At 67.4% G+C, this 26,745-nt stretch carries 20 protein-coding genes; 4 read left to right on the forward strand and 16 right to left on the reverse strand.

From position 1 onward, the window contains the following. The first annotated feature begins 56 nt into the window (after positions 1 to 56). Entirely contained in the window at positions 57 to 2,207 is a 2,151-nt protein-coding gene (locus F7O44_RS03425) for an elongation factor G-like protein EF-G2 (RefSeq protein WP_162448748.1), read from the forward strand. 3 nt (positions 2,208 to 2,210) lie between these two features. Here F7O44_RS03425 and F7O44_RS03430 read toward each other — a convergent pair whose 3' ends face one another. The 3 genes from F7O44_RS03430 to thrS form a co-directional block, all read right to left on the reverse strand. Then, on the reverse strand, positions 2,211 to 2,423 hold the full coding sequence (locus tag F7O44_RS03430; RefSeq protein ID WP_162448749.1) for a hypothetical protein: 213 nt from the start codon (positions 2,421 to 2,423) through the stop codon (positions 2,211 to 2,213). Between the two features lie 162 nt (positions 2,424 to 2,585). Next, positions 2,586 to 3,056: an HIT domain-containing protein gene (locus F7O44_RS03435; protein WP_162449314.1), complete on the reverse strand. Its 471-nt coding sequence runs from the start codon at positions 3,054 to 3,056 to the stop codon at positions 2,586 to 2,588. Positions 3,057 to 3,174: 118 nt separating this feature from the next. Further along, on the reverse strand, positions 3,175 to 5,172 hold the full coding sequence (gene thrS, locus F7O44_RS03440) for a threonine--tRNA ligase (protein WP_343073804.1): 1,998 nt from the start codon (positions 5,170 to 5,172) through the stop codon (positions 3,175 to 3,177). A gap of 99 nt (positions 5,173 to 5,271) precedes the next feature. On the opposite strand from thrS, the gene mreB reads away from it, so the two are divergent. Further along, positions 5,272 to 6,258, forward strand: a complete 987-nt coding sequence (gene mreB, locus F7O44_RS03445) for a rod shape-determining protein MreB (RefSeq protein ID WP_162448751.1) — start codon at positions 5,272 to 5,274, stop codon at positions 6,256 to 6,258. Between the two features lie 250 nt (positions 6,259 to 6,508). Here the strand turns inward: mreB and F7O44_RS03450 are convergent, their stop codons facing one another. From F7O44_RS03450 to F7O44_RS03465, 4 genes are all read right to left on the reverse strand, one after another. Further along, positions 6,509 to 7,024, reverse strand: coding sequence for a hypothetical protein (locus F7O44_RS03450; RefSeq protein WP_162448752.1), 516 nt, complete (start codon positions 7,022 to 7,024; stop codon positions 6,509 to 6,511). A gap of 117 nt (positions 7,025 to 7,141) precedes the next feature. Then, on the reverse strand, positions 7,142 to 10,018 hold the full coding sequence (locus F7O44_RS03455; protein ID WP_222851004.1) for an FtsW/RodA/SpoVE family cell cycle protein: 2,877 nt from the start codon (positions 10,016 to 10,018) through the stop codon (positions 7,142 to 7,144). 10 nt (positions 10,019 to 10,028) lie between these two features. Next, positions 10,029 to 11,324, reverse strand: coding sequence for a hypothetical protein (locus F7O44_RS03460; RefSeq protein ID WP_162448753.1), 1,296 nt, complete (start codon positions 11,322 to 11,324; stop codon positions 10,029 to 10,031). 195 nt (positions 11,325 to 11,519) lie between these two features. Next, positions 11,520 to 12,440 (reverse strand): ATP-grasp domain-containing protein, encoded by a 921-nt coding sequence (locus F7O44_RS03465; RefSeq protein WP_222851005.1) that lies wholly within the window; start codon positions 12,438 to 12,440, stop codon positions 11,520 to 11,522. A gap of 146 nt (positions 12,441 to 12,586) precedes the next feature. On the opposite strand from F7O44_RS03465, the gene F7O44_RS03470 reads away from it, so the two are divergent. Next, positions 12,587 to 13,171, forward strand: coding sequence for an LOG family protein (locus tag F7O44_RS03470; protein WP_162449316.1), 585 nt, complete (start codon positions 12,587 to 12,589; stop codon positions 13,169 to 13,171). A gap of 77 nt (positions 13,172 to 13,248) precedes the next feature. On the opposite strand, the gene F7O44_RS03475 is transcribed toward F7O44_RS03470, so the two are convergent. From F7O44_RS03475 to F7O44_RS03510, 8 genes are all read right to left on the reverse strand, one after another. After that, entirely contained in the window at positions 13,249 to 14,016 is a 768-nt protein-coding gene (locus F7O44_RS03475; protein WP_162448755.1) for a polysaccharide deacetylase family protein, read from the reverse strand. Between the two features lie 134 nt (positions 14,017 to 14,150). After that, on the reverse strand, positions 14,151 to 16,118 hold the full coding sequence (locus tag F7O44_RS03480; protein WP_162448756.1) for a TRAP transporter permease: 1,968 nt from the start codon (positions 16,116 to 16,118) through the stop codon (positions 14,151 to 14,153). 25 nt (positions 16,119 to 16,143) lie between these two features. Then, complete coding sequence (locus F7O44_RS03485; protein ID WP_162448757.1) at positions 16,144 to 17,214, reverse strand: TAXI family TRAP transporter solute-binding subunit; 1,071 nt, start codon at positions 17,212 to 17,214, stop codon at positions 16,144 to 16,146. Between the two features lie 144 nt (positions 17,215 to 17,358). Continuing rightward, positions 17,359 to 20,055 carry an N-acyl-D-amino-acid deacylase family protein gene (locus F7O44_RS03490; protein WP_162448758.1) on the reverse strand — a complete coding sequence of 899 codons (2,697 nt, stop codon included), beginning with the start codon at positions 20,053 to 20,055 and terminating at the stop codon, positions 17,359 to 17,361. 291 nt (positions 20,056 to 20,346) lie between these two features. Then, a complete protein-coding gene (locus tag F7O44_RS03495) occupies positions 20,347 to 21,306 on the reverse strand; it encodes a TAXI family TRAP transporter solute-binding subunit (protein WP_162448759.1) in 960 nt (319 codons plus the stop codon). After that, positions 21,303 to 22,682, reverse strand: a complete 1,380-nt coding sequence (locus F7O44_RS30020) for an ATP-binding protein (RefSeq protein ID WP_162448760.1) — start codon at positions 22,680 to 22,682, stop codon at positions 21,303 to 21,305. Before F7O44_RS30020 ends, F7O44_RS03495 begins: the two co-directional genes overlap by 4 nt. Before the next feature lie 7 nt (positions 22,683 to 22,689). Beyond that, positions 22,690 to 23,364, reverse strand: a complete 675-nt coding sequence (locus F7O44_RS03505) for a response regulator (protein WP_162448761.1) — start codon at positions 23,362 to 23,364, stop codon at positions 22,690 to 22,692. A 105-nt stretch (positions 23,365 to 23,469) separates the two neighbouring features. Beyond that, positions 23,470 to 25,785, reverse strand: a complete 2,316-nt coding sequence (locus F7O44_RS03510) for a M14 family metallopeptidase (RefSeq protein WP_162448762.1) — start codon at positions 25,783 to 25,785, stop codon at positions 23,470 to 23,472. A 332-nt stretch (positions 25,786 to 26,117) separates the two neighbouring features. Between F7O44_RS03510 and F7O44_RS29540 the strand changes: the two genes are divergently transcribed. Further along, the gene (locus F7O44_RS29540; protein WP_222851008.1) at positions 26,118 to 26,303 is read left to right on the forward strand and encodes a hypothetical protein; all 186 of its coding nucleotides are present in this window, start codon (positions 26,118 to 26,120) and stop codon (positions 26,301 to 26,303) included. A gap of 96 nt (positions 26,304 to 26,399) precedes the next feature. On the opposite strand, the gene F7O44_RS03520 is transcribed toward F7O44_RS29540, so the two are convergent. Then, complete coding sequence (locus tag F7O44_RS03520; RefSeq protein ID WP_162448763.1) at positions 26,400 to 26,711, reverse strand: Fe-S cluster assembly protein HesB; 312 nt, start codon at positions 26,709 to 26,711, stop codon at positions 26,400 to 26,402. Positions 26,712 to 26,745: the final 34 nt, after the last annotated feature.

A 26,745-nucleotide genomic window follows, 5' to 3' on the forward strand; every position in this document is an offset into this window, starting at 1 on the left:
CGCGAGACCGACGATGCAGGAGGCGACGGCGCCGCCACGAGAGAAAGGCGGGCGCCATGGCGAGCCGACACTCCAATGATCGAAACTCAGGAGGTGCTGCCGGCGCTGATACCGGGCCGCCGGCAGCCAGCGAGGTGCGAAACGTCGTCCTGGTCGGGCATACCGGAGCCGGGAAGACCACCCTCGTCGAGGCGTTGCTAGCGGCTACCGGCACGGTCAGCCGCGCCGGGCGGGTCGAAGACGGCAACACCGTCAGCGACTACGACGACGCCGAGGTGCGGCAGCAACGCAGCGTGAACCTTTCACTCGCGCCGATCGAACACGCCGGCGTCAAGATCAACCTGCTCGATACCCCCGGCTACGCCGACTTCGTGGGAGATCTGCGGGCCGGTTTGCGGGCCGCGGACTGCGCCCTCTTCGTCGTCTCCACCGCCGAGCCGATCGACGGCACCACCCGGATGCTCTGGACCGAGTGCGCCACGGTGGGCATGCCCCGCGCACTGGTCCTGACCAAACTGGACCATCCGAGGTCCGACTACGCCGGCACGCTCAGTGCCTGCCGGGAGGTCTTCGGAGAGAAGGTTCTCCCCCTCTATCTGCCGGTTCCCGACGCCGGCGGGCCCGTCACGGGACTGATCGGCATGATCAGCCGCCAGCTTCACGAGTACCGCGACGGGGCCCGCACGGCGGCTGAACTCGGCGAGACCGATGCGGTGCGCCTCGAAGAAGCGCGTGGCGAGCTGATCGAAGGCATCATCGAGGAGTCCGAGGACGAGACCCTCATGGAACGCTATCTCGGTGGTGAAGAGCTGGATCCCAAGGTCCTCATCGACGATCTCGAACAGGCGGTCGCTCACGCCTCGTTCCATCCCGTGCTGCCGGTCTGCTCAGCCTCCGGCCTGGGCACCACCGAGCTCCTCGAGGTGATGACCAGCGCGTTCCCCTCCCCCGGCGAGCACCCGATGCCGGAGGTCACGTCCGTCGACGGTGCCGTCAAGAACGGCCTGACGTGCGATCCGGCCGGGCCATTGCTAGCTGAGATAGTCAAGTCGACCACCGACCCCTACGTCGGGCGGATCAGCCTGACCCGTATCTTCTCCGGCACGCTGCGTGCAGACATCCCCGTACACGTGTCCGGGCATTTCCTGACCGGCGGCGGTCACGAAGAACATGACGAAGACGAGCGCATCGGCGCGCTCTCCTCCCCGCTCGGCAAGACCCAGCGCCCCATCGGGCAGGCCCACGCCGGAGACATCGTGGCCGTGGCCAAACTCTCCCGGGCCGAGACCGGAGACACTCTGTCCGACCCCGGCAACCCGTTGCTGATGCGGCCGTGGGACATGCCGCAGCCCATGCTGCCGGTGGCCATCGTCGCCAAGACCAAGGCGGACGAGGACAAGCTCTCCCAGGGCCTGTCCAGGCTGGTGGCCGAGGAGCCGACGCTGCGGGTCGAGAACAACCCGGAGACGCACCAGCTGGTGCTCTGGACCATGGGTGAGGCACACACCGACGTGCTCCTCGAGCGGCTATCCAAACGGTACGGCGTCGAGGTCGAGCAGACCGAGCTGCGAGTGCCTCTGCGGGAGACCATCGCCGGGCACGGCGAGGGCCGTGGCCGTCACGTCAAGCAGTCCGGCGGGCACGGCCAGTACGGCGTGTGTGAGATCGAGGTGGATCCGCTGCCGGAGGGCGGCGGGTTCGAGTTCGTCGACAAGGTGGTCGGGGGCGCCATTCCGCGCCAGTTCATCGCCTCCGTCGAGAAAGGCATCCGCCATCAGATGGAGAAGGGCGTGAGCCGGGCCGGGTACCCGATGGTCGACGTCAAGGTCACGCTGCTCGACGGTAAGGCGCACAGCGTCGATTCCTCGGACATGGCCTTTCAGATGGCCGGCGCGCTGGCGCTGCGAGAAGCGGCCGAAGCGGCGGGGGTCACCTTCCTCGAGCCGTTCGACCACGTGTCGATCTTGGTCAACGACGACGACGTCGGCACCGTCATGAGCGACCTCTCCGGCCGGCGCGGTCATGTCCAAGGCACGGAGGCTGTCGGGCAGGGCCGCTCCCTGATCAAGGCAGAGGTTCCGCAGACCAGCCTGACCCGGTTCGCGATCGAGCTGCGGGCGATGAGCCACGGCACGGCCACCTTCACCCGCACATTCGCTCATTACGAGCCGATGCCCCAGCATCTGGCCGCGAAGGTCATGGAGTAGGCGCTACCAGGCCAGGATTGCGTGATCGTCCAATGGGTCCGCGCCGGCGCCGTACTGGTCCGGCGCCGGCGTATCCGTGCCTGGCCCGGACGGCGCGAACAGCGCGGAGTTCCGCCACCACAGGTCTTCGGCGCGCTTATCCGCGGCCTCGGCGGCGTTGCCGGTGCCGAATGCTGAACCGGCGCCCGCCAGGGTGGTCCGATAGTGGTGTCCCATTGCTGTCCCCTCGGCCTTGAAACGACAAGAAAGCAGTCCGCCTATCACTGAGACAGACGGCTCGGAGGATATCCGAGTTGCGCGCGGCAGATAACTTTCTGGAAACGTTCGCCACGTGCCGACGGGCAGGCGTTTGACGGGAAAGCGGTACTCCGGGAGAAGTCAGCGGCGGCTGGGCCACTGCTCGGCCAGCAGCTCCCGGGTGTCGGCCAGCAGCTGCGGCATGACCTTGGTGTCGTCCAGCACCGTCATGAAGTTGGCGTCCCCGCTCCACCGGGGGACGACGTGCTGGTGCAGGTGAGCCGACAGCGATCCCCCGGCGACACCGCCCAGGTTCAGCCCGACGTTGAATCCGTGCGGCGACGAAGCGGCCTTCACGGCGACGATGGCGTCACGGGTCATGCTGCCGAGCTCGACGGCTTCTTCCTCGGTCAACAGCTCGTAGTCGCCGACGTGGCGGTTGGTCACGATCATCAGATGACCTGGGTTGTACGGGTGCAGATTCAGCACCGCGTACACGTGCTCGCCACGCGCCAGGATGAGCCCGTCCACGTCGGCCATCGTGGGGATGACACACAACGGGCAAGCATCTCCGTCGCGGCCGTTGCCCGGCTCACCCTTGATATAGGCCATCCGGTACGGCGTCCACAGCCGCTCCAGCCGATCTGGCAACCTCGAGCTCCTTCCAACACCGTGCGTCCTGCATGTCGAGCGCCCTGGGGCTCATTCTGCAGGACGCACGGCGTCAGGTTCAGACCTGGACCCGCCGCCGGACTACGTCGACGATCTCCGCCACGGCGTCGTCCACGGGCACGCCGTTCTTCTGGCTGCCGTCGCGGTAGCGGAACGAAACCGCGCCCTTCGCGGCGTCGTCGTCCCCGGCGATCAGCATGTAGGGGACCTTCTGCTTTTGCGCGTTGCGGATCTTCTTCTGCATGCGGTCGTCCGAGGAGTCGATGTCGACCCGGATGCCGTGCGCGCGCAGTTTGGCCGCGACGTCGTCCAGGTAAGGCACGTGGTGATCCGCGATGGGGATGCCGACCACCTGGACCGGCGCCAGCCATGGCGGGAACGCACCGGCGTAGTGCTCGAGCAGGATGCCGAAGAACCGCTCGATGGAGCCGAACAGCGCCCGGTGGATCATGTACGGCCGCTGCCGCGAGCCGTCGGCCGCAGTGTACTCGGCTTCGAACCGGGCCGGAGTCTGCAAGTCGACCTGGAGAGTGGACAGCTGCCAGCTGCGGCCGATGGCATCGGTGACGTGGACATCGATCTTGGGGGCGTAGAAGGCGCCGTCGCCCTCGTTGATGCGATACGCCAGCCCCGCCTTCTTCAGCGCTTCCTCCAGCGCCGCCTCGGCGTGGTTCCAGTCGGCGATGTCGCCGACGAACTTCTCCGGGCGGGTGGACAGTTCGGCGGTGAACTCACTGAGCCCGTAGTCGCGTAGCAAGCCGAGCACGAAGTCCAGCAGGCTGGCCAGCTCACCGGCCAGCTGGTCCGGGGTGCAGAAGATGTGGGAGTCGTCCTGGCTGAACCCGCGCGAACGGGCCAGCCCGTGGACCACGCCGGAGCGCTCGTAGCGATACACCATGCCGAACTCGAACAAGCGCAGCGGCAGCTCGCGATACGAGCGCCCCCGCGACTTGAAGATCAGCGTGTGCATCGGGCAGTTCATGGGCTTGAGGTAGTAGTCCTGCCCGGGCTTGCGCAGGTTGCCCTCGGCGTCGTACTCGGCGTCGACATGAACGGGCGGATAGAGGTCGTCCTTGTAGAAGTCGAGATGACCTGACCTCTCGAACAGCGCGCCCTTGGTGATATGTGGGGTGTAGACGAACTCGTAGCCGCCATCTTCGTGCCGGATCCGGGAATACTCCTCCATCACCCGGCGCACCACGCCGCCCTTGGGGTGCCAGACAGCCAGCCCGGATCCGATCTCCTCGGGGAAGCTGAACAGATCCAGCTCGGCGCCGAGTTTGCGGTGGTCGCGGCGCTCGGCCTCGGCCAGCCGGTCCAGATACTCCTGCTGGGCTTCCTTGGTCTCCCAGGCGGTGCCGTAGATCCGTTGCAACTGCGGGTTCTTCTCGTCGCCGCGCCAGTACGCGCCGGCCACCCGCATCAGCTTGAACGCGGGGATGTTCCTGGTGGTCGGCAGGTGCGGGCCGCGGCACAGGTCTTTCCACGCGACCTCGCCACCACGGCGGACGTTGTCGTAGATGGTGAGCTCGCCGCTGCCGACCTCCGCGGATGCCCCCTCGGCCGCATCGGCGGCGCCGCCCTTGAGCCCGATCAGCTCGAGTTTGTACGGCTCCCCCGCCAGCTCGGCCCGGGCGTCGTCGTCGGAGACCTCGCGCCGGACGAACTCCTGGCGCTCCTTGATGATGCGCTGCATCTGCTTCTCGAGCCGCTTCAGATCCTCAGGGGTGAACGGCTCGGACACATCGAAGTCGTAGTAGAACCCGTTCTCGACCGGCGGGCCGATGCCCAGCTTCGCGTCCGGGAACAACTCCTGGACCGCTTGCGCCAGCACATGCGCGGTGGAGTGGCGCAGAATGGCACGGCCGTCGTCGGAACTGATCACGACCGGCTCGATCTTGTCGCCATCGGCGAGGACCCGCGCCAGATCGACCAGATCGCCACCGATCCGGGCGGCGATCACCGCCTGCTCTTCGCCGAAAAGGCCGGCGGCCGTCGTGCCCGCATCGACCTGTCGCTCGACTCCGGCGACGACAATGCGGATTTGTTCGGACACGACGTGCTCCCTCGCGTAGAAATTGATATCGGTTTGGGTCAACCCGCTCGATGGTACCTGCGCCCGGACGTACAGTAGAAACAGATATTGGAGGTCGGCGTGGGCGGCTTCGGAATAGATCTCGGCACCGCGAACACGGTGGTCGGTCAACCACGTCGGGGCATCGTGTTCGACGAACCCTCCGTCATGCTGGCCCATACCGACGAGCCCACGGTTCCGGTCCTGGTCGGCCATGAGGCTCGCGAGCTCACCGGCCGCACCCCTTCCGGGTACATCATGGTCCGGCCGCTGCAGGACGGCGTGGTGGTCGATCTCGAATCCGCCCGGGCCTTTATCGTCGCGCTCCTGCGCAAGGTGAAGCGCCGCGCCCTTCCTGGCCGCGGCCGGCGCGCCGTCATCGGTGTCCCGGCCGGGGCCACCACGCTCGAGTGCCGTGCTCTGCTCGAGACCGCCCATGAGGCGGGCCTGCGCAAGGTCGCCCTGCTGCCCGAACCCGTCGCCGGAGCGCTAGGTGCCGGCGTCGACCCCCTCGAGTCGCGTGCGCATCTAGTCGTGGACGTCGGCGGCGGCACCTCCGAGATCACCGGGTTCTGCTACGGCGGGATTCTGTCCTCGCGAACCTGCCGGGTCGCAGGTGACGAGCTGACCCGGGCTCTGGCCCAGTACCTACGGGCCGAGCATCGCCTGATGGTGGGCGACCTCACGGCGGAGAACATCAAGGCAACCGCCGACGCCGTCGCGGACCCACCGCTCATCATCGAAGGCCGCGACGCCGCCACCGGCCGTGCCAGGTTGGTGACGGTCGAGACCGACGAGGTCAAAGAAGCGCTGCACACCACCATTGACGAGATCATCCAGACCTTGACCGGATGTCTGGAGGAACTGCCCGCGCAAGCCGCCAGCGACATCATGAGCAACGGTGTGCTCGCCGTCGGCGGTGGCGCCCTGATGTCCGGCTTCACCGAACTGCTCGAGGACACCTTCGGTTTCCCGGTCAAACTCGCCGACCGCCCGCTGACGTGCGTCGCCGAAGGGGCCACCATCGCGCTGCACAAGCCCGAGATCCTGGCCGCCTACGGCGGGTAGGCACGTCCCCTCCCCCACCCCCGCAGTGATCGTCAGTGCGGTGTGGTCACATCCAGCCGCTCCCGCCCGCTGACTCCTCCTTGCAGACGTCCGTGCAGACGTCCTGGAGTTGGGCCAAACATGCTCGCCGAATCCTCGGTGATCGTCAGTACGCTGTGGTCGCTGTCGGGTGATCGTCAGTACGCTGTGGTCGCGGGATAACAACCACAACGCACTGACGATCACCGGGTAAGGGGCCGACGGCGAGAAGCTAGCGTGTCGTCATATCGATCTCTACGTGATCCGACACAGCTGCATCCGTCGTCAATGTGAGCGCGTGTCGCGCTTCGCGCGAATCGCACCCAGCCGATAGAGCAGTATCTGGCAGAACGATCAGACCGGCGTCGATGGTGAACGACGTGATCGTGGCCCCGTCACCCTCGATCACCACCGTGGGCCGCACCTTGCAATGCAGTTCGCTCCAGATCAGCTGTAAATCGCCGGCTGTGTCCTCGATCAAACGAAAGTGATCCGGCTTCTCGGATAACACCACACCATCATCAGCGGGATCCGTGCCGTCGGCCAGATCGAACTGGAACTCCCAGTCAGCTACCAGTCCCTCGGTGTCAATCACGCTACCTGCCGCGAGTTCCTCGCCCTCGGGAACGAAAACCGTCTCGTTCGCTTCCCCGTCACTCTCAGGCTCGTCATCGGACGAGCCGGCACATGCCGTGGTTGCCCCGAGCGATAAGGCGACTGAGGCCAACACCACGGTACGCCAGGGCATCCGACGATCTTAGCGCCCGGCGCAATGAGGAAGCTCACTGTTGCTGGGGCGACCACAAGCTTCCTTATTGCGGCTTGAATCCTTCCCTGTCTGCGCGATGACTTATCCCCTGTGTATTCAATCGAAGTAGTGCTCGAGGAGCTGCCGCGCGACCGGACCCGAGGTCTCCGAGCCCATTCCACCGCCACGCACGTACACCGTCACCACAACTTCGGGGTCGTCCAGCGGAGCGACTGCGGTGAACCAGGAGTCAGGCCCGTCCAGCGGTGAAGCCGGGTTCTCCGCCGAGCCGGTCTTGCCGCCAGCCTCTACCGGGAGCACGCCGAGCTGAGCAGCGGTGCCACCGGTCACTGCGGCCCGCATGCCGTCGCGGACCGGGCCGAGTTGGTCGGCGAAGGACAGCGGCTCCGGATCCGGGGTTTCGACCTCGCCGTCGGCACCCAAGGTGGCAGCCAGGCGCGGGGTGACCATCTCACCGGTGGCGAGCCCGGCGGTCCAGCGCGCCGCTTGCATGGGAGTGGCAACGACCGGCCCCTGCCCGATCCCCAGGATGACCGTGGCTCCGCCGTACCAGGTGCCGCCTGCCTGCTCGACCGATTCCGGGGTGCTCAGCATGCCGGGGCTCTCGCCGGGCAGGTCGATACCGGTGCGCTGCCCCACCCCGAGTTGCTGGGCCGTCGAGATCAGCCGGTCCGGCCCGAGGCGCCAGGCCAGATCGTAGAAATACACGTTGTTCGACCACGCGATCGCGTCGATCATGTTGTGCGGCGGCATCGGCCGCCAGTTGGCGAATGAGTGCCCGCCCAGGTTGTAGGACGCGCCCGTGGGGATCACCCGGTTCGGTGGGATGATCTCGTGTTCGGCATTGGCCGCCGCCGTGACCAGTTTGAAGGTAGATCCCGGGGGTGCCGGATGCTGGACGGCCTGATGCAGCAGCGGGACTCCAGGGGCCTCGATCTCCGCCCGTAGCGTTGCCCAGTCGATTGGGGGCGTATAGGCATTGTTGTCATACGCCGGCGCGCCCGCCAGCGCGAGCACAGCCCCGGTCCGGGGGTTCATGACCACCGCCGCGCCGACGTCACCGCCCACGTCGTCGATCGCCGCTCGTACCAGGCTGTCGGCCAGTTCCTGAAGCTCGAGGTCGAGGTGCAGCTCGACGTCGTCGCCGGGCTCTGGATCAATGCGCCCCGCTGCCGCCATCGGCCGCCCGACCGGATCGACGTAGATACATTGCCGCCCGTCCTGGCCGCGCAGAACGTCGTCGTATTGCTGTTCGAGACCGGCGCGGCCGACAGTAGCGCCCAACGGGAGATCCGGCCAGCGGTCCATGTCTTCCGGCGTGCCGACGCCGACGTAACCAAGCATCGGCCCCAGCAGCCGCCCGTGCGGATATTCGCGCCGTTCAGACGGTGCCACGAGCACACCTGGGAACTCCTCGGCGGCGATGTCGGCAGCGGCGTCTGGCAGCACCGACGCCACGGTCACGTCGAGTTCGCCGCCACGGCCGTCCAGCACCGCCTGGACGTCGTCGGGCGACTCATCGACCAGCGACGCCAGCCGCCCGAGCTCGTCGGAGTCTGAATCTGGGAACAGCCCGGGCAGGACCCGCACGTCATAGCGGTCGCTGTTGTTCACCAGTGGTGTGCCGTCGGCCGCGACAATCTGGCCGCGCTCGGCCGGCAGCCTGATACAGCGCGTCATCTGCTCCTCGCTGACCGCCCGGAGCTCCTCACTACGCACGTCCTGGGTGTGCCAGGTGAAGTAGGACAACGCGAACAGGTTGGCGGTGAGCACCATAGCGGCGGTACGGGCCCACCGCGGGCGACGACGACGCCCGGCCGGCGCGTCCCACAGCGGCCAGCGCTTCTCGGACTCGCGCCGGGTGGCCAGCACCAGGCCGAGAGCCACCAACGTCGCCAGCGCGGCGGTGCCTCCGTAGCTGAACAGCGGGATGGGCAGTCCGGTGTGCGGCAGCAGCCCCAGGTTGGCAGCGATCGACACCACCGTCTGCACCCCGAGCAACGTCGCCACCCCTCCGGCCAGCAATGCCGCCTCAGGCATCCGGGATTGCCGCCCCACCAGCACAACCCGCCATACGAGCACGAGCACGGCCACCGCCACGGCCACCCCGGCCGCCAGCCCCCAGCTGTGCACCAGGCTGGCGAAGGCGAGGTCGTGCTCGGCTTCCGGGATGTAGGTGACGCGCAGGTCATGTAACGGCTCACCCGAGGTGCCCGTGACTCCCCCCAGCGCCACCGCGATCTCAGCCTGCAGCATTGCCCAGCCCGACCCCGAGGCCTCGCGGTCGCCGGATACGAAGGCCTGGATCCGGCCCAGCTGGTAGGGCCGCAACAGCAGCACTGCGAGCGGCAGCGCTGCCAGGGCAGCACCGAAGAGCGGGATCAGCGGCAGCAGCGGAACCCGGGCCAGGATCACCACGAACGCCGTCATCGCCGCCAGCACGAGCCCGGTCGACAGATCCGGCTGCAGCATGATCAACCCGATCGGCACGCCGGCCAGCCCCAGCGCGACGATGAAACGGCGCCGGGTGTACCCGGGCCCCAGCAGGGTTGCCAGGACGATGACCACACCGATCTTCGCCAGTTCGGACGGCTGCACCGTCACCACGCCGAGATCGAGCCACCGGCGTGCTCCCCGAGATCCCACGTCACCGGCCAGAACCACCAGCAGACCCGCGAGCGACGCGATGTACATGGCCCAGCCGATCAACGGCAGCCGGGAAGCTCCCCAGCGGGCCATGATCAGCAGCATGCTGATACCCACGCCGATGACCGCCACGTGCCTGAGCGCGAGCGACTCGGCTCCGATGGTGATCAGGTTGAGAGTGCCGAGCCCAGCGAGCACCAGGACGGCGCCGAGCACCGCCAGGTCGACGGTGCGCACGCGTGATGCGCTGAGCTGCCGGCCGGAAGCCTCGTTTGGGCTGGCTGGGCGCATGGAGTGGCCCCACTTGCCGCTCTCCAGCGTAGGCATGACGGAAACCTCAACACGTGCCGTTGCCCTCAGGGATCAGCATGGGCGACGACGACGCGCGATCAGGCGTCTCGGTCACAGCCATCACCGCCAGCGCCGATCCTTCGGGAATCTCGATCTGGGAAAGGCCCCACACTTCGGTCCACCCGGCCTGGGCCGTCACCGTCACCCCGGACTGGGTGCTGGAGTCGTCATCGCAACGGTCCACCACTTCGAAGCTCCACGTGACCGCTCGGGCCGAGGCGGCCGGCTCCAGCTCGACCTCGACCCGCACCGCGCACGACTCCCCCGCGGCACACTCGCCGTCGGTGGCCTCGACACGCACCGCGTTGACCGCACCCGCGGAGTCCGGTTCCGGGGGCTCGACGTCGGCCGGGCCGTCCGTGCCGTTGTCGCCGTTGCTGGTGGCTTCATCTTCGTCGTCGTCGTCGGCCTCCGGAGGTGGCGAGACGGGATCGATCTGGACCGGTGGAGGGTCCGATGAACCGAAGAGCTCGTCCCAGCCGTCGCGCAGCTCGTCCCAGAGACGCGGCGCGGCCCACCATCCCAGCGCCACCAGCATCACGATCGCGAGGCCGATCAGGAACACCTTCCATTTATGGCCGCGGCGCCGGCGGTGGTACATGACCCGCCTGGGCAACCGGCGGGTTGGTGGTCCGAGACGGCGGTTGGCGACGGTAGGCGCCGCCGGCTGGACGGTGCGGATCGGATGGTCCTGTTCCGCCGCGGCCGAGTCCAGGCCACGACTGGCCACCGCCAGCGCCCCCAACCCCCGGCGCACCTGGCGCACCCGCCCCGGGCCGCCGCCGTCGAGCAGCTCAGTGCTCACCTCCTCGACGTGGTGAGCCAGTTCAGTGACGTCGCTGTGGTGTTCTCCCAGCCGCGCCAAGCGGGCGACAGCGGGTTGCCGCCTGGGCCCCGCCTGCTGCGCACTGGCGACGAGCTGTTCCACCACGGCCGCCGCGGACTCAGCCGTGCTCTGTGCGGAGGTGTTGACCCGTTCCGGATCGAAACGCACCTGCCCGGTGCCCATGAGGCGCACGGCACGGGTGTCCACCACCACTCCGTTGACGTCCAGGCGATGGTAGGCGTCCAGCCACCCGACGAGGTCACGCGCCAGCAACGCGGCCTGGGCAGGTGTGAGCGTAGCCACCGACAGCAGCCGTTGCAACGGCACGGCGATCTCTTCCGAGGGTTGCGCTGCCTCGGCTTCGTCGTCGCCGGCCGCCGAGCCGCGCCGACCCGGCCAGGCGACTCTTAGCCGTCCGGCCTCCCGCTTCAGCTGTGCCGTTGTCAGTGGTCCCATGACGGCCCTTCGACAGTGAAGAGACTGGCCAAGCTCCGCTGCGGCCTTCGGAGGTCGCTAGTGCCATTGTCGCCGCCCGGGGCCGTGTTTGTCCGCACATTTTGGCCACGAGTCGCTCGATCTCATCGCTCTTCGGGCATCAGCACAACAGCTCGGGCCGGAATCCCGAGCGCGGCGATCGCGTGCGCGTGCCCCCTACGAGGTGGTGCCGCCAAGCGACGGCCGGAGCCAATCGGCGATGGCTTCGGCGAAACGCTCGGCCGCGCCGCCGTCCTGGTCCAGGAACAAGCTGGGCTCGGTCAGTTCGAGCTCGAGGAGGATCGGGGATCCGTCAGCGCCCGGTATGAGATCCACCCGGGCGTAGAGCAGCTCGTCGGCGCCGGGGATGGTGGCCAGGACCTGCTCGGCGACCTTGTGCTCGTCGTCAGACGGGGTGCGCGGTGTGATGCGTTCGGAACGGAACAAACCTTCCACCCCTCGATCTGGGCCGTCGAGCATCGGCCCCTTGCGAATGGCGTGGCTGAATTCGCCGCGGAAGTAGAGCATGGCGGTCTCGCCGAAGGCGTCCACAGCCGACAGATACGGCTGGATCATCACCGTGGCGCCGCGGTCCAGCAACCGCGTGACGTGATCGCGGGCCAAGGCTTCGTGCGATAGATCAGCGATCGAGTATCGGCCGGTGTCGAGCGACCCGGCACTCACCGACGGCTTGATCACGTACTCCGGTGCTATCTCGGCGACGTCGTCGCCGGAGAGCTCGCCGCCGGGCAGCCGGATCGGCTCTCCCGGCTCGATCCATTGGGTCGATACCACCGGCGCACCCGCCGACTCGAGCTCACGCAGGTACCGCTTGTCGGTGTTCCAGCGGATGATCTCCACCGGGTTCAGCAAATTGGGCACCGTTTTCGCCCAGCTCAGGAACTCATCCCGCTGCTTCGCATAGTCCCACGTCGATCGGATCACCACGAGATCGAAGGCGGCCCAGTTCGAGTGTGGATCGTCCCACACCACCGGTACCGCGTCGATGCCACGGCGCCGCAACGGCTCGTACAAGAACTTGTCGTCATCGGTCAGTTCGGCGAACTCCGAACATGTGGCCAACGCGATCCGCGTCATCATTCCTTCCCCCATCGTGTCCGGTGCCGCACCGACGATACGCCAAGCGCACCGGGTTGCGCGCCCGCTGAGCCCCGCCCGGGACGTATCCGCTCGTAAACTGCCCTCTTGTGAACAACGAAGAGCTGAACGCTCCCACCACCGAAATCCGCCGGGTCTGTGTCTTCTGCGGCTCCAGCCCGGGCAACCGGGCAGAGTACGGCACCATGGCCGCGAAGCTGGGCACCCAGCTGGCCACCGAAGGGCTCGGCCTGGTCTACGGAGGCGCGAGGGTGGGCACCATGGGGACGGTGTCGGGTGCGGCCATCGCGGCCGGCGGCGAGGTGATCGGGGTCATCCCGCAGGGCCTGGTAGACCGGGAACTCGCCCGCCAGGACCTGACCGAACTACACGTCGTGGGCTCGATGCACGAACGCAAGGCGCTGATGAACCAGCTGTCCGATGCGTTCGTCGTCCTCGCCGGAGGTTACGGAACATTCGAGGAACTGTTCGAAGTGGTCACGTGGGCCCAACTCGGCCTGCACAACAAGCCCATCATCCTGCTCGATCAATCCGGCTTCTTCACGCCGCTGATGTCGATGCTCGATCACGCCGAGGCCGAGGGTTTCATCAGCGACACCGGACGTGCCCTGGTCCAACACGCCACCGACGCCGACGAAGCCATCAAGCTGGCTCGCCTGCCGGCTCCGCCGCAGCCGGAGCGCTTCCGGCTCTCCCCCGACGAGACATGATCCATCCCGCCCCACCCGACTGAACAGCAGGCGGCGATCCGGCAGTCGCGAGGTCGCCGAGTTGTGAGCGAACCGGCCTATGAAGATACGGGCACGGTTGCCCGGTAGCCCGACTCCTCGATCAGCACCAGGATCTCGTCCAGCGCGGTGACCGTCTGCGACCGGTCACCGCCGCCGTCGTGCAGCAGCACCACCGCACCGGGCTGAAGACCGTCGGCGACCCGGGCGACGATTTCCGACGCCCCGGGCCGCTTCCAGTCCTGCGAGTCGACGGTCCAGTCCAGCAAGGTGAGTCCGTGCTCCTCCGCGATCGGTGCGACCTCGGGCGCTACGTAGCGGGCAGGCTGGCGGAAGAAGCGGACCGGCGCGTCACCGGCGGCCTCGGCGATAGCACCGGCTGTCGCCGCGATCTCCTCGTCGATCTTCTCAGGCGAACGCTTGGCCAGCTCTGAGTCGTGGTTCTCGGTGTGGTTGCACAACGTGTGGCCGTCGTCGACGATCCGGCGCACCAGTTCCGGGTGCTGGCGAACCTGCACGCCCACCACGCAGAAGACGGCGCGAACCTCGTGCTCGGCCAGCAGGTCCAGGACCTGCGGTGTGTAGGTCGGGTGCGGGCCGTCGTCGAACGTCAGCGCCACGGAGTTCCCGCCCCGCAGCGCCGGCACCGACGCACCGCCGAACTCCAGTGGACCGCTGGTAGCTCGGACAGCCTCGGGCAGCGTGCTGAAATGACGCGCGGACGCTTCGGTGCCCGCGCCGGACTCGTCCGCGGAGCGACTGTTGGCCGCGCTCAAGGCGATGACGATCACGACTAGCACGCCCAGGAGCGGCATGGAGAGTTTCATGAGTCTCCTACCCCCCGAAGACATTTGACCGCTGCCCGCAGCTTAGGACTTGATCATCAGCGCCACGCCACGACACGCCGGATTTATCAGCACATATTCAACCGGACCAGGCGCGCGCTAGGAGGGAGTCTGCCCTATACGCGCGGGTTCTTGGTCCGGTGCTGCACCAACGCGATACCGAGCAGAACCACCAGGGCTGGAATCGCCGCGGTCCACTCCGGCACCACCAGGGCGATACCAGCGGCCACGAGGAGTATGCGTTCCAGTCGACTCGCCGAGCGCAGCAGGTAGCCGGTCAGGCCGGAACTGACCGCCAGCATCCCGAGCAACGCCGTGACCACCACCGGCAGAACCTCACCGACATTCGTGTCCTGCAACAGCAGGGCCGGTTCCAGTACGAAGATGAACGGGATGATGAATCCGACGATCGCGATCCGCAAGGCGGTAACGCCGGACTTCAGCGGATTCGCGCCGGCGATCCCCGAACCGGCGTAGGCGGCCAGGCAGACCGGCGGGGTGATGTCGGCGAGGATACCGAAGTAGAACACGAAGAGGTGCGCGGCGATGATCGGCACGTCGAACTCGCTGAGCAGGATCGGCGCCGCGATGGTGGCGGTCACCACGTAGTTCGCGGTGGTCGGCAGCCCCATGCCCAGGATCAGGCAGGCCAGCATGGTGAAGATCAGCACCAGCGGGAAGTGGCCGAACGCCAGATCCAGGATGCCACCGGCCAGCTTGCCACCCAGACCCGTCGCGGTGACGGTTCCCGCGACGATGCCCGCGGTGGCGCAGGCCGCGATCACTGGCAACGCGACCCGGGCGCCCGCCTCCAGCAGCCGCACGATACCCAATGGCGAGAGCCGGGTGGACGGACGCAGGAAACTCAGCGCGAACGCGGTGGCGATGCCGAAGAGCGCGGCGTTGGCCGGAGTGCGCCCGCTCAGCAGCAACCCGACGATGACGACGAGTGGCAGCAACAGATCGACTCGGACGGCCAGGCTGCGCAACGACGGCAGCTCACTCTTGTCTACGCCGACGATGCCCTGCCGCTTCGCCTCGAAATGGATGCCCATGAACAGCCCGGTGAAGTACAGCAGGGCCGGCACGAGCGCCAGCACGATGATCTCGTTGTACGGGACACCGGTGTACTCGGCCATGATGAACGCCGCGGCACCCATGACCGGCGGCATCAACTGCCCACCGGTGGACGCCGACGCCTCGGTGGCGGCGGCGAACGACGGCTTGAACCCCGCACGTTTCATCATCGGGATCGTGAACGAGCCCGACGCCACCGTGTTCGCCACCGAGCTACCCGAGACCATCCCCTGCGCGCCGCTGGCGACGACGGCCGCCTTTGCCGGGCCTCCGGAGTAACGTCCGGTGGCCCGGTAGGCCAGGTCGTTGAAGAACGCGCCGATGTTGGTCTTGACCAGCAGCACGCCGAACAGCAGGAACAGGAAGATGAAAGTCGACGACACCTGGATCGGCGTGCCGAACACCGACCGGCTCGTGAAGAACGTCTCGGTCGCGTAGGCGTCCCAGCTGTATCCGCCGTGTGAGAAGACCGGCATATGCTTACCGAAGATGCCGAACAGGATGGCCGCCGAGGCGATCACCACGATCGGCAATCCGACACAACGCCGGGTTCCCTCCAGGATGAGCAGAATCCCCACCACCGCCACGATGTGGTCGGTGTCGGTGAACCCGAGTATTCGCACCTCGGTGCCGGTCAGCCGGGTGTAGTTCACGACGATGTAGAGGTTCGCCGCGAGCGCCGCAGCGGCCAGGATGGCGTCATACCACTGAATGCCACGGCGGTGCCCCAGGTTGGGGTGGGCGGGATACAGCAGGAACACCAGACCCATCGCGGCTCCGACGTGGATGGCGCCCTGCACCAAAGTCGGCCGGGCGCCGTACAGCGCGGTGTAGAGCTGGAACAGGGTCAGGGCGATGGCCAGCGGACCGACCACCCATTTCCACGGGCCCAGATCGGTGCGATACCGGCTGGCCGTGTCATGTTGACGCAGCACTTCCCGCGTCTGCTCGTCAACGGCATGCGGGTCCGCCGTCGTCTCCGCGGTCGTGGCTTGTTCGCTCACCATCGCCCCTTATCGATTCCGCCGGCTCTTACAAGAGGCCTTGTTCCTCGAAGTACTGCTGCGCACCCGGGTGCAGCTGCAGGCTTCCCTGGCCGAGCAGCGCGTCCTCCAGGTTGATCAGATCACCCTGGGCCAGCGAGATGTCCCCGGCGTGCTCGTAGATCACCCGGGTGATCTCGTAACCCAGCTCCGGGCTGACCTGCGTCGTTGATGCCGCGACTCCCGCGAAGACCGACACGGTGGTGACGTCGTCGTCGATGAACGAGTAGGTGCCACCCTCGATCGTGTACGGCTCGAAGTCGCTGTCGGCCGCAATCGCGTCGGCAACGGCTTCATCCATCGAGAGCAGCTTGACGTCGTGTGTCGCCGCCAGCTCGTCCAGCGACCCGGCAGGCACGCCGAGAATCTCGATCGACGCGTCGAGGTTGCCGTCCTGCAGCCGCGAACGGGCGTCGCCGAAGCTCTCCTCGAAAGCCTCGTAGTCGCCGTCCTCGATGCCGTGGGCGCTCAGGATGGCCTGTGCCACCGCACGCGTACCGCTACCTGGAGGACCGACGGAGATGCGCTGACCGGCCAGATCCTCGATCGAGTCGTAGCCGCCGGACTCGAGCGTGATCACCTGAGCGGCTTCCGGATAGAGCTGGCCGAGCCACCCGATGTTGTCCAGCGGCAGGCCTTCGAACTCCCCATCGCCGTTGACCGCCTCGATCGCGGTGTTGTTCTGTGTCAGGCCGATCTGCATCTCGCCCTGGAAGATCCGGCCCAGGTTGTCCACCGACGCGCCGGTCTCGATCGCGTTGACGGACACGTCGTCGATGTGTGCCTCGAACAGGTTGGCGTACTCGGTGCCGAGCGGGAAGTACACGCCTGCCGTGCCGCCGGTGCCGAAGGTGAGGCTGTTGGTGAAGTCGCCGTCGTCAGGCGCGCCATCGTCATCGTCACCGTCGTCGGCGTCACCGCCGTCGTCCTGTGTGGAGGTGTCCGCACCACCGTCGTCACCTCCGTCGCCGTTGCCGGAGTCGTCGCCCCCGCATGCGGCCAGGCCGAGCGCGAGGACGCCGGTCAGCGCCAGCACCTTGGCGCCATGTGTGATTCTCATCAGGTTCCCTTTCGTGGGGGTCATCTTGGGATCGGGACGTCTTGGGATGTGGGTTGTCTCTGGGTATGTCTCTGTGGTGACGGCCGTCGTGGTGACGGCGTTCGTGGTGGTCGTGATCGGGGCTCCAAGCTGGCGGCACGGAGCTCAGGCGCCCTCCACCCGGCTCGTTCCACTGTCGAGCACTCCGGTCCGGCGCTCGAATCCGTCGATGTCGACGGTGACCGTGGTGCGTCCGTCGGCGAGCGGATTCTGCTCGTCGAGAATCAGCAGGAAGGCCCGTTCCCGGTCCTCACCCGAGACGACGCCGCGACCGGTAACGCTCGCCCAGCCCGGCGCCGTCTGCAGTTTCCCGAGCGACGCGCTACGGAAGGTGACGTCCTGGTCGTGATCGTTGACCAGGAGCTGGCCGACGGTCTCCCCCGCGCGCTCGCGCGCGTTGAACGACACCTGGACCGCGCTCCACTCCTCCGGCACCGGCGGCGGGTCTCCCGGCATCCGCGGCGCTCGTTCACCGCCGGTGCCGGCACTGATGAACGACCACTCGGTCACCGCGCCGGAACAGCAATGTGACGGCCCGACCGCTCCTCGGCCGCCATTCAACTGATCGATGTCGTACGCCGACACCTCGACCTGCCAGCCAGCCGGCTCGGTGTCTCCGTCGGGCCACATCTTGCCCCTGAGCCAATGCCCTTCACGCCGGAAGAGCACGCGATACCAGGTGTCTTCCTGGACCGGGAACACCATGGCCTTGCTGTCCTGGGTGAAGTAATCCCCACCCTGGTAGCGGCCGATCTGCAGCTGGTTCGGGGTACCGCTGGCCGATTCGAGCCGTGCGCGTAGGAAGTACGTGTTCTCGTCCCCCGCGTCGCCGGACACGAGCGCCCCCAGGTGAAACAGCGTCTCGTGGCCATTACCTCGTACCCGGCCGTAGAGTTCCACGTCACCGTCGACATCTCCCACGACGTCCCAGGTGAGTGCCCGCCTGCTCAGCGCCGACCCCATGCGCAGACGACGCGGGCCGTCCACGACGGTCCAGTCACCGGTGCGCCACTGTTCGGTCCACCCGGAGGGCGCCTCGCCGATGGTGTCGCCGATGAAGTCGGTGGAGAACACCTCGCCGTCGGGCTGGTGCTGATCGGCGGGAACCAGCCGGCCGTTCACCGCGACGCGTCCGGCACCGGAGCGGGTGGCCGGCCGGGTGATCATCGAAGCGCTCCGGCGCAGGGCACGCCCGGCCCGGGCGTTGGTCTGCGTGCCGGCGGTGAGCGCGACAGTGCCGTTGACGATCACGTGCTCGATGCCTTCGGAGAACTGTCGCGGCTGTTCGAAGGTAGAGCGGTCAATCACCGTGTCCGGGTCGAACACGGTCACGTCGGCGGCCATCCCGGGTGCCAGCAGGCCGCGGTCCACCATGCCGATCATCGTGGCCGGCAGGTAGGTCATCTTGAAGATCGCTTCTTCGAGGCTGAGCAGACCCTGCTCACGCACGTAATACCCCAGCACGCGTGGAAACGTGCCGTAAGCACGTGAGTGCGTGGTGGCCGACGTGGTCGTGCCGCCGTCGGAGGCGATAGCCGTCGTCGGATTGAGCAGAATGCGGGCGAAGTCCTCGTCGTTTCCGAACGTCCAGATGCAGGATTCGTTGCCCTCCTCCTGCCGGACCCGCATCACCGCCTCGCCCGCACTGACCGGTGAGTCGTCCCAGCGGTCAGCCGCTACCTGAGCGAGAGTCTGGCCCAGCGAACGGATCCACACGTCCTCGGGCCCCGGCACCCGGCTGTGGAGCAGGTCCTCGATCTCCTGCTCGATCCGCGGGCGCAGGCCGGGATCGTCGAACCGCTCGAACATGGCTGCTTCCCCGCCGTCGCGGATCCACTGCGGAATCGTCGCGTTGATGCCGGTCTGGCTGCGCAGGTACGGGTAGACGTCGGCGGCGGCGTAGGTACCGCGCGCGTTGGCTTCCTCGAGCAGCCCGACCGTCTGCTCCGATTTCCCCCAGTTCCCGGGCCCCATCACCTTCATGTGGGTGATGACCGGTGCGATGCCGGCGCCTTCGCCGATGACGACGGTCTCCTCGGTGGCGTCGATGACCTCGTCGTTCTCGCTGCGGATGTGGTTCGGGAAGTTGGTGCGCCAATGCCGCGCCGCTTCGCTGATCTCGATGACCTGGTCGGTCTGGGCGAAGTACGCCGGGGTGTAGTACAAACCCGCTGAAACGCCCCAGGCGCCGTTCTCCAGACCGCTGCGGACCCGCTGGCGCATCATCTCGATCTCGTCTTCGGTGGCCCGCCGGTCTTCGTTGCCGACCACGTTGCTCCACACCGCGTTGAAGCCGATATACACCCCGATGTTGATGCCGAGGCCTTGTTCCCCGATGGACAACCGCTCGGCGATGCGGACGATCCCGCCGCCGTCGGGATGCAGGATCTCGGTGGTGACCCCTTGGGTGAGCGAGCTTTCGGCCACCGGCAGCGCGGCCAGCGACCCGTGAGAGTGCACGTCGATGAAGCCGGGACAGACGACCCGGCCGGTGGCGTCGATCTCGTGGTCGGCAGACGCGCCGGACAGATCACCGACAGCGGCGATGTATCCGCCGGTGATGCCGACGTCGGCGACGAAGCCCTCGGTACCGGAACCGTCGATCACGGTGCCGGAACGCACGATGATGTCGAATCCGGAGCCGCCCCGTCCGGAGCCACCCTGTCCGGAGCCACGCTGCTCAGCCTCGCCGGAGGCCTGCGCCTGGCTCCCAAGGGTGGCCGTGGCCACGCCGGCCACCGGCAAGCTCAGGAACCGCCGCCGCCCCAGCTGGAACCGTCGTTCGTTCGTGTCGTCGCTCATCCCTGCTCCTCTCGGCTCGTTTCGGTGCGGTGCTAGGTAGCGACCTCCTTCGGCGAATGAGACGTTGCGCCGGTATTCCGGCTCGAGAAAGGGGGTACACCCGGCAGGAGCCGGGCACCTGCGATCCAATCAACGACCTGCCCGGCACGGAATGCCTCTTGAGGAGCTCTTGAGCATTCCGAAGCGCCGAGGCGGCACCGCATCGCCACTTCAATACCGAGAGATGGAGTTTCGCGGGCTTCAGGCGCGGCAATCCAACCTGGCGGTATCGAAGTCGGCTGAGTAGCGCGGTCAGTGCTTGGTGTCGCGGTAGTACTGCGCCGCAGCCTCGTGCAGTTCCACCGGCTCGGTGAAGATCGCCCGCCGCCGGTCGAGCAGACCGGCCGCCGGAACGTGCCGGGCGATGCTCAGCCGCTCGTCGAACAGCACTCCCAACGTCTCGTACACGAGCTCGTCGGGGGTCTCGGAGGAGACCACGAGATAGTTCGGCACAGCCATGGCCGGCACACTCTCGCGGATGCCGTACATCCCCTTGGGGACGACGGCGTGCCGATAGACGCCGCCGTGATCGGCGTTGATCTCATCCACCTGTTCCTCGACCGGAAGCAGCCGGATCGACATCTGCGATTCCAGCGAGGACAGCCCCGGCGTCGGCAGCCCACCCACCCAGATGAAGGCGTCCACCTCACCTGCCAGCAGGGCCTCGATCGATCCGTCGATCCCGAGCGACGCGTTCTCCAGCTCACTGAGATCCAGGTCGGCCGCCCGGAGGATGCGCTGGGAGATGATCTCTGTCCCGGAGCCGGACGCCCCCAGGGAGACACGGCGCCCCCGCAGGTCAGCGAGCTCTTCGATGGCTGAGTCTTCGGGAACGACGACGTGCACGAACTCGTCGTACACCCGCGCTACCGCCCTGATCGGCAGCGGTTCGTCGAACGGCGGGTGACCACCCACCGCGTCGACCGCGGTGTCACCCTGGGTGAAGCCGAGCAGCGCCTCCCCCGCGGCCACCTGCTCAAGATTCTCGACCGAGCCATTGCTCTCCGCCACCACCACGGTGAGATCGAGTTCTTCCGACATCGACGCGGCCAGGTACCGGCCGTAGTTGTAGTAGACACCGGTAGTACCACCTCCGGCGATCACGTGCCGCTCGCTGCCGGGAGCCTGATCGCCGCCACCGGTGCAAGCGACGACGACCAGCAGCACGACGAGCCCGAGGCCGCTGATGACTCCGCTCCGGCGGCCAGTCACGACGCCGTCCCGTCCGCGGGCAGGCGCAGGGTGACCAGCAGTCCGCCGCCGTCACCCGAGGCCACGGCCAGCGTCCCGCCACACGAATTCAGGAACTCGGTGGCTATCGCCAGGCCCAGCCCGGAACCGGGCGTGTCCTGGCCGGCCGGACTCCGCCAGAATCGCTCGGTCACCAGCGCGAGATCCTCCGGCGCCACACCTGGCCCGTGGTCGCGTACCGCGATCTCCACCGTGTCGCCGCCGTTGGTCACCGACACATCGACCGAGGCGCCCGGCGGCGAGAACTTGACCGCGTTGTCCAGCACCGCGTCGAAAGCGCTCTCGATCACGATCTCGTCGACGAACCCGTGGACCTGGCCCGCGTCGACCAGCGCCAGCTCCACGTCGCGTTGCCGCGAGATCGGTTCCCACGCCTCCAGCCGGCGCGTGACCAGCGCCACCACGTCCACCGGCGCCGCGTCAGGCTCCGAGTTCTGACCTCTGGCCAGCATCAACAGCGCGTCCATGATCCGCGTCATCCGTCTGCCTTCTTCGCGGGCCCGCTCGGCCTCCTCGGCCCACTCGTCGGGAAGTCCCATGGCCAGATGCTCGATCCGGAGCAGCAGCGCGTTGAGCGGGTTCCGCAGCTCATGGGAGGCGTTGGAGACGAACTCCTGCTGTCGCTGGATGAGGTGTTCGACCTCCTCGGCCATGCTGTTGAAGACGGCAATCATGTGCTGGAGCTCCGGCGGGCCGGTGGTGTCGGATATCCGCGCCTCCATGTGCCCGTGCCAGATCTCCTTCATCGCCGAGTCCACCCGCCGGACCGGGCGAAGCACCCAGTTGGCCAGCCGCGCGATCAGGAACAGGCTGGCGCCGATGGCCAGCACACCGCCGAGCGCCAGCAGGGCCCACTGGCGCATCACATCCCGGGCCAGTGCGTTTGTGTTCGATGACGTGACGACCACACCGATCAGGTCACCGGCGTCGAAGATGGGTTCGGCGAGTACGAGATCGTCGAACTGCCACGGCAGGACGGTTCGCGGTGCGTCACCGCGGCGCCCCGACAGCGCGGTGTCGACGTTCTGCATCGCGGGCTCGTCCAGGCCCACCATGTTCAGCCCGCTGGTCGCCCAGATATCGCCGGACCGGTCGAGCACCATCGCCTTGATGCCGTAGACCTGCCGATACCGTTCCAGCTCGCCTTCGATCACGGTCGGATCGTCCGTGCGCAGCGCCTGCCGCGCGCTCGTCACGAAGTAGCCGGCGTCGCCCAGCCGGTCCACGAACAGTTCCTGCTGGCTCGCGAGCGCGACGCTGCGCCCGTAGGCGGCACCGAGCACCCCGAACAGAACGATCAGCGGAATGACAAGGACGACGATCAGGCGGACGCGCACGTAGTCCCTACCTGCGCGCCAACCGGTACCCGACGCCCCGTACCGTCTCGATCACGTCGTGGCTGCCGAGTTTGCGCCGGATAGAGCCCACATGCACCTCGAGGCTGCGGCCGAGACCGCGCCAGTTCGTCTGCCAGACCTCCCGCAGGATCCGCTCCCGGGGCAACGCCACCCCAGGGTGCCTGGCCAGCAAAGCCACCACGTCGAACTCTTTCTTGGTCAAGGAGACGTGGGTGTGCCCAGCACGCACCTCACGAGACGCGAGGTCGATCCGGACCTCGCCGACCCGGATCGCGGAATCGTCCCCGGCGGGGCGGAGTTCCCGCGGCCGCCCCCGGCGATTGATCGCCTCGATCCTGGCGATCAGTTCGCGTACGTCATACGGCTTGACCAGGTAGTCGTCGGCGCCGACTTCGAGGCCCTGGATCCGGGCGTTGAGCTGCGAGCGAGCGGTGATCATGACAACGGGAGCGTCCGAGAGACGACGGATCCGCCGGCACAGCTCGAGACCGTCGATGTCGGGCAGCCCGAGGTCCAGTAGCACCATGTCGGTGTCGGAACCGAGCTGCTCGAGGGCCCCGCGCCCGTCCTTCACCCACACCGTCTCGTACCCGGCCCGGTTCAGCACGGCGACGAGCGCACTCGCCACATGAGCATCGTCTTCGACGACGAGCAAACGCACAGCGGACCTCCCCGCGAGAGTCTAAACGACACCCATGATCATGAACACTAAGTGACCATATCGGTCATTTAGTGTTCATGATCATGGGATAGGCGGAGCCGTGACCTAGCGCGCGGATGCTGGGTCAGCGCATTCGGCGGGGTCGTAGAGCGCGGTGCCGTCGACCAGATTGGCTCTGGCGTCGGGGTCGAGGAGCAACGGCACCACGGTCATCATCGGCTGTGCCATCGTCACGAACACCTGGTCGTCCGTGACCTGCTCGGTCACCAGTCCGAACAGCTCGGCCGGTGTTTCGATCTGCTGCGCCTGAGCCGCACCGATGACGTACCCACAGGGCGGCGGATCAAGGACGTCCTCGTCGGCCGGCGGGTCGTTGTCCGCCCCGAACAGGAAGAACGGCTCCGACTGGTCAGCGCCGACGGCCTCCTTGTGCAACGGCGCCGCCGTCACCGCCTCGGCGACGTCATCGATGCGTTCCCGATGGAACCGCAGGACTCCGTGCACGCTGGCCACCTGGGCATCGACCCGGGAAACCGTCGGGTCCTGGCCACCGGTCTCGGTCAGCATGCCGAGACCATGGCGCAGGCCGATCACGTTGCGGGCGATCGTCTCGTTCTCGTCACCCGGAGCCCCGGGGTTCGGGCCGTAGAGTCCCACGGTATACCCGGCATCCTCGGTGTCCGGCCACACATAGTCCTCCACCAGCTGCTGGCTCAGTTCGCGGACCGGCTCGTAGACGTTCAGGTTGCGCGGCCACAGCAACTCCATGTCCGGGTTCCGCCCGGACGGGCGCTCGTGCGCGTCGACGGTGATGTCCGGCGTGAAGTCGCGCAGCACCCGGGCCATGGTCTGCCCTTCAGGTGTGTTCACGTGCAGGTGGTCGCGGTTGGTGTCGATACCGGCGGCGTTCTGCCTGGTGTTCGCCACCCGCCCGTCGGGGTTCGCGGTGGGAATGAACAGCACCGTTGTCTCAGCCAACTGGTCGACCAGGGCATCGTCGTCGGTGAGGGCCAGCTCACGCAGAAGTTGCAGCGTCATCTCGCGGGGTGCGGGTTCATTTCCGTGTTGCGAGCCCAGGACCAGGACGCTGCGTCCGGCGGCGATCTCGTCGTCCGCCGGCGGTGCCGGGTAACCCAGCCGCACCAGATGCACGGGCCGTCCCTCAACCGACTCGCCAACCTGCGTGAAGCTCATCCGCTCCGACGCTGCGTCCACGGCTTGAAGGAACTCGAGCTCTTCCGCCTCAGTAGTCCAGAAGCTGCCGCCGCGTTCTTCGAATCCGGTGAGCAACGGGTCGGGATCGGGCAGCGGGAACAGATCGGCCGGCGCGCGCGGCGCGCTCTCCCCACCCGTGCCAACGGAGTACCAGGCCCAGTCGTTGACCGATCCGGCGGTGAAGTGCGCGACGCCGACCCGTCCCGCGTCGAGCCGGTCGTCGGTCGCGGTGATCAGCCACTCGTCGGGCTCGTCCATCCCGTTCGGCCAGAATTTGACCCGCAACGTGCCGCCGTCACGCTGCAGAACGACCCGATACCAGGCACCCGAGTCGACGGTGTGGGAAAGATCCACCTCACTGAGCATCGTGAAGGCTCCGTCCACGTACCGGTTGAGTCGCACGCTGCCGGCCCGGCCGTCCAGGTAGTACGCGCTCTCCGCCCCGGCTTCACCTGACACGTGAATGGGTAGCTGGAACCGGGTCGCGGTGAAGCCATCCGGCATCTGGACAACGGCGCTCACCTCGACGTCGCCTTCGATCCAGCCGTCGTCGCCGGGTTCGTCCCAGGTCAAAGCGCGTCGGCCGCCGGCGTCGTCCACCTCGTGCCGCAGCCGCGACGGGTCGTCCAGCACGGTCCAGTCGCTGTCCCGCCATTGCTGCGACCAGTCCGCCGGAGCCTCCCCCACCACATCGCCGGAGAAGTCCGTGACGTGGGCGCCCGGCGTGTCGTCGGACACCACCAGGGCGGCTGGCACGACGTCTTCCGCGCGTGGGCGATGCCGATCCGGGTCGGATCCCGGAGTGAACAGGCGCAGCCGGAGATCGTGGTCCCCGGCCTCCGCGGACTCGGGAAGGACAACCTCAATGGTGTTCTCGCCGCTGACCGCGGCGTCCCGGCCGCTGCCGTCGGCGAACTCCGTCCATTCTCCGTCCGACGACGTCTCCCGATAGTCCACGACGTACGGCCAGGCCCGAGTCGAGGTGAACACCACTTCGACCGGCTCACCGGGTACGCCGGCCGCCGGTTGTTCGGTGGTCGGCTCAAGTATCTCGACGCCGGGCTGGCCGGTCCCGGGGTTTCCCTGGGCCGCGACCGGCGCGGTCGCGGCGCCCAGGGGCAGCGCCGCGACCATGGCCGAAGCCAACACGAGTGCGCCGATTCGTTTACGGGGTCGTCGTCTGGTTCCGTTTCCCTGTCCGATCATGCGGTCGAACCTCCTCAGCGCGGCACAGCCGCAGCAGGGGCAGAAGCGTGCCTTCACCGAACCAGCGCTTGATCAGACAGGGAACACCTGTTGAGCGGATATTGAGGTTCGGCCGCGCCGATATAGGTGTAGCCCCGCGCGGCCGCGGGGTCGCCAGGACGAGGCCCGAGGTGGCGATGCCGCTCGGCTCGGCCTGTCGTGGTGCCAGGGCGTTACCCGCAGCCGATTCGGGTAACGGAGGAGTAATCCGCCTGTGCGGCCGAACTCGCGGACACAGTGCCGCGTGGCCAGCCGCACGTGCGTGCTGATCACGCGACGGAAACGGAGGAGAAATGCTGACCATCGCGTTGTTGGTGCTGATACTCGCGTTGCTGCTCGGAGGTATCGGGCTGGCCGTCGAAGCGCTGCGCTGGATGCTGATCATTGCGGTGATCTTCTTGCTGGCCAGTGCTATCACCGGCTGGCTGGGCCGCACCCGGCAGAAGACCGCGGGCACGCCGGACGAACCGTCGGTCTAGGATCAGGGCCAGTTTCACCCGGCCGTCGTCAACGTGACGGGCGAGTGCGACTAGTGCCACGCAGGGCACTAGTCGCACTCGGCGGGGATGTCGTCGTCACTCGTCGATCAAGGAGTCCTCGGGGCGCGTGATCAATTCGAAGCGGACCTGACCCTGCTCCGTGGCTTCGGCATCCAGCACCTTGTCTTCCACCACCGGCGCGGCCAACGGATCGACATAAACCCGGACGCCGCCGACCTCCACGATCTCGTCGTGCGGGTTCGGCCCGCCGGCGATGGTGGCGACCATCTCGACCGAGCCGTTCTCCGCCGCCGCCGATGAGATTCGCAACCCGCCGTTGTCCGACACCTCGGGCTGAACCGTCAGGCCACGGATCGCAGACACCGCGTCACCAGTCAATGTGAGCATCACACTTCCACCTTCATTCGAAGTCGCCGAACGC

This window comes from Phytoactinopolyspora mesophila, from assembly GCF_010122465.1.
In the GTDB taxonomy this organism is placed as follows: domain Bacteria; phylum Actinomycetota; class Actinomycetes; order Jiangellales; family Jiangellaceae; genus Phytoactinopolyspora; species Phytoactinopolyspora mesophila.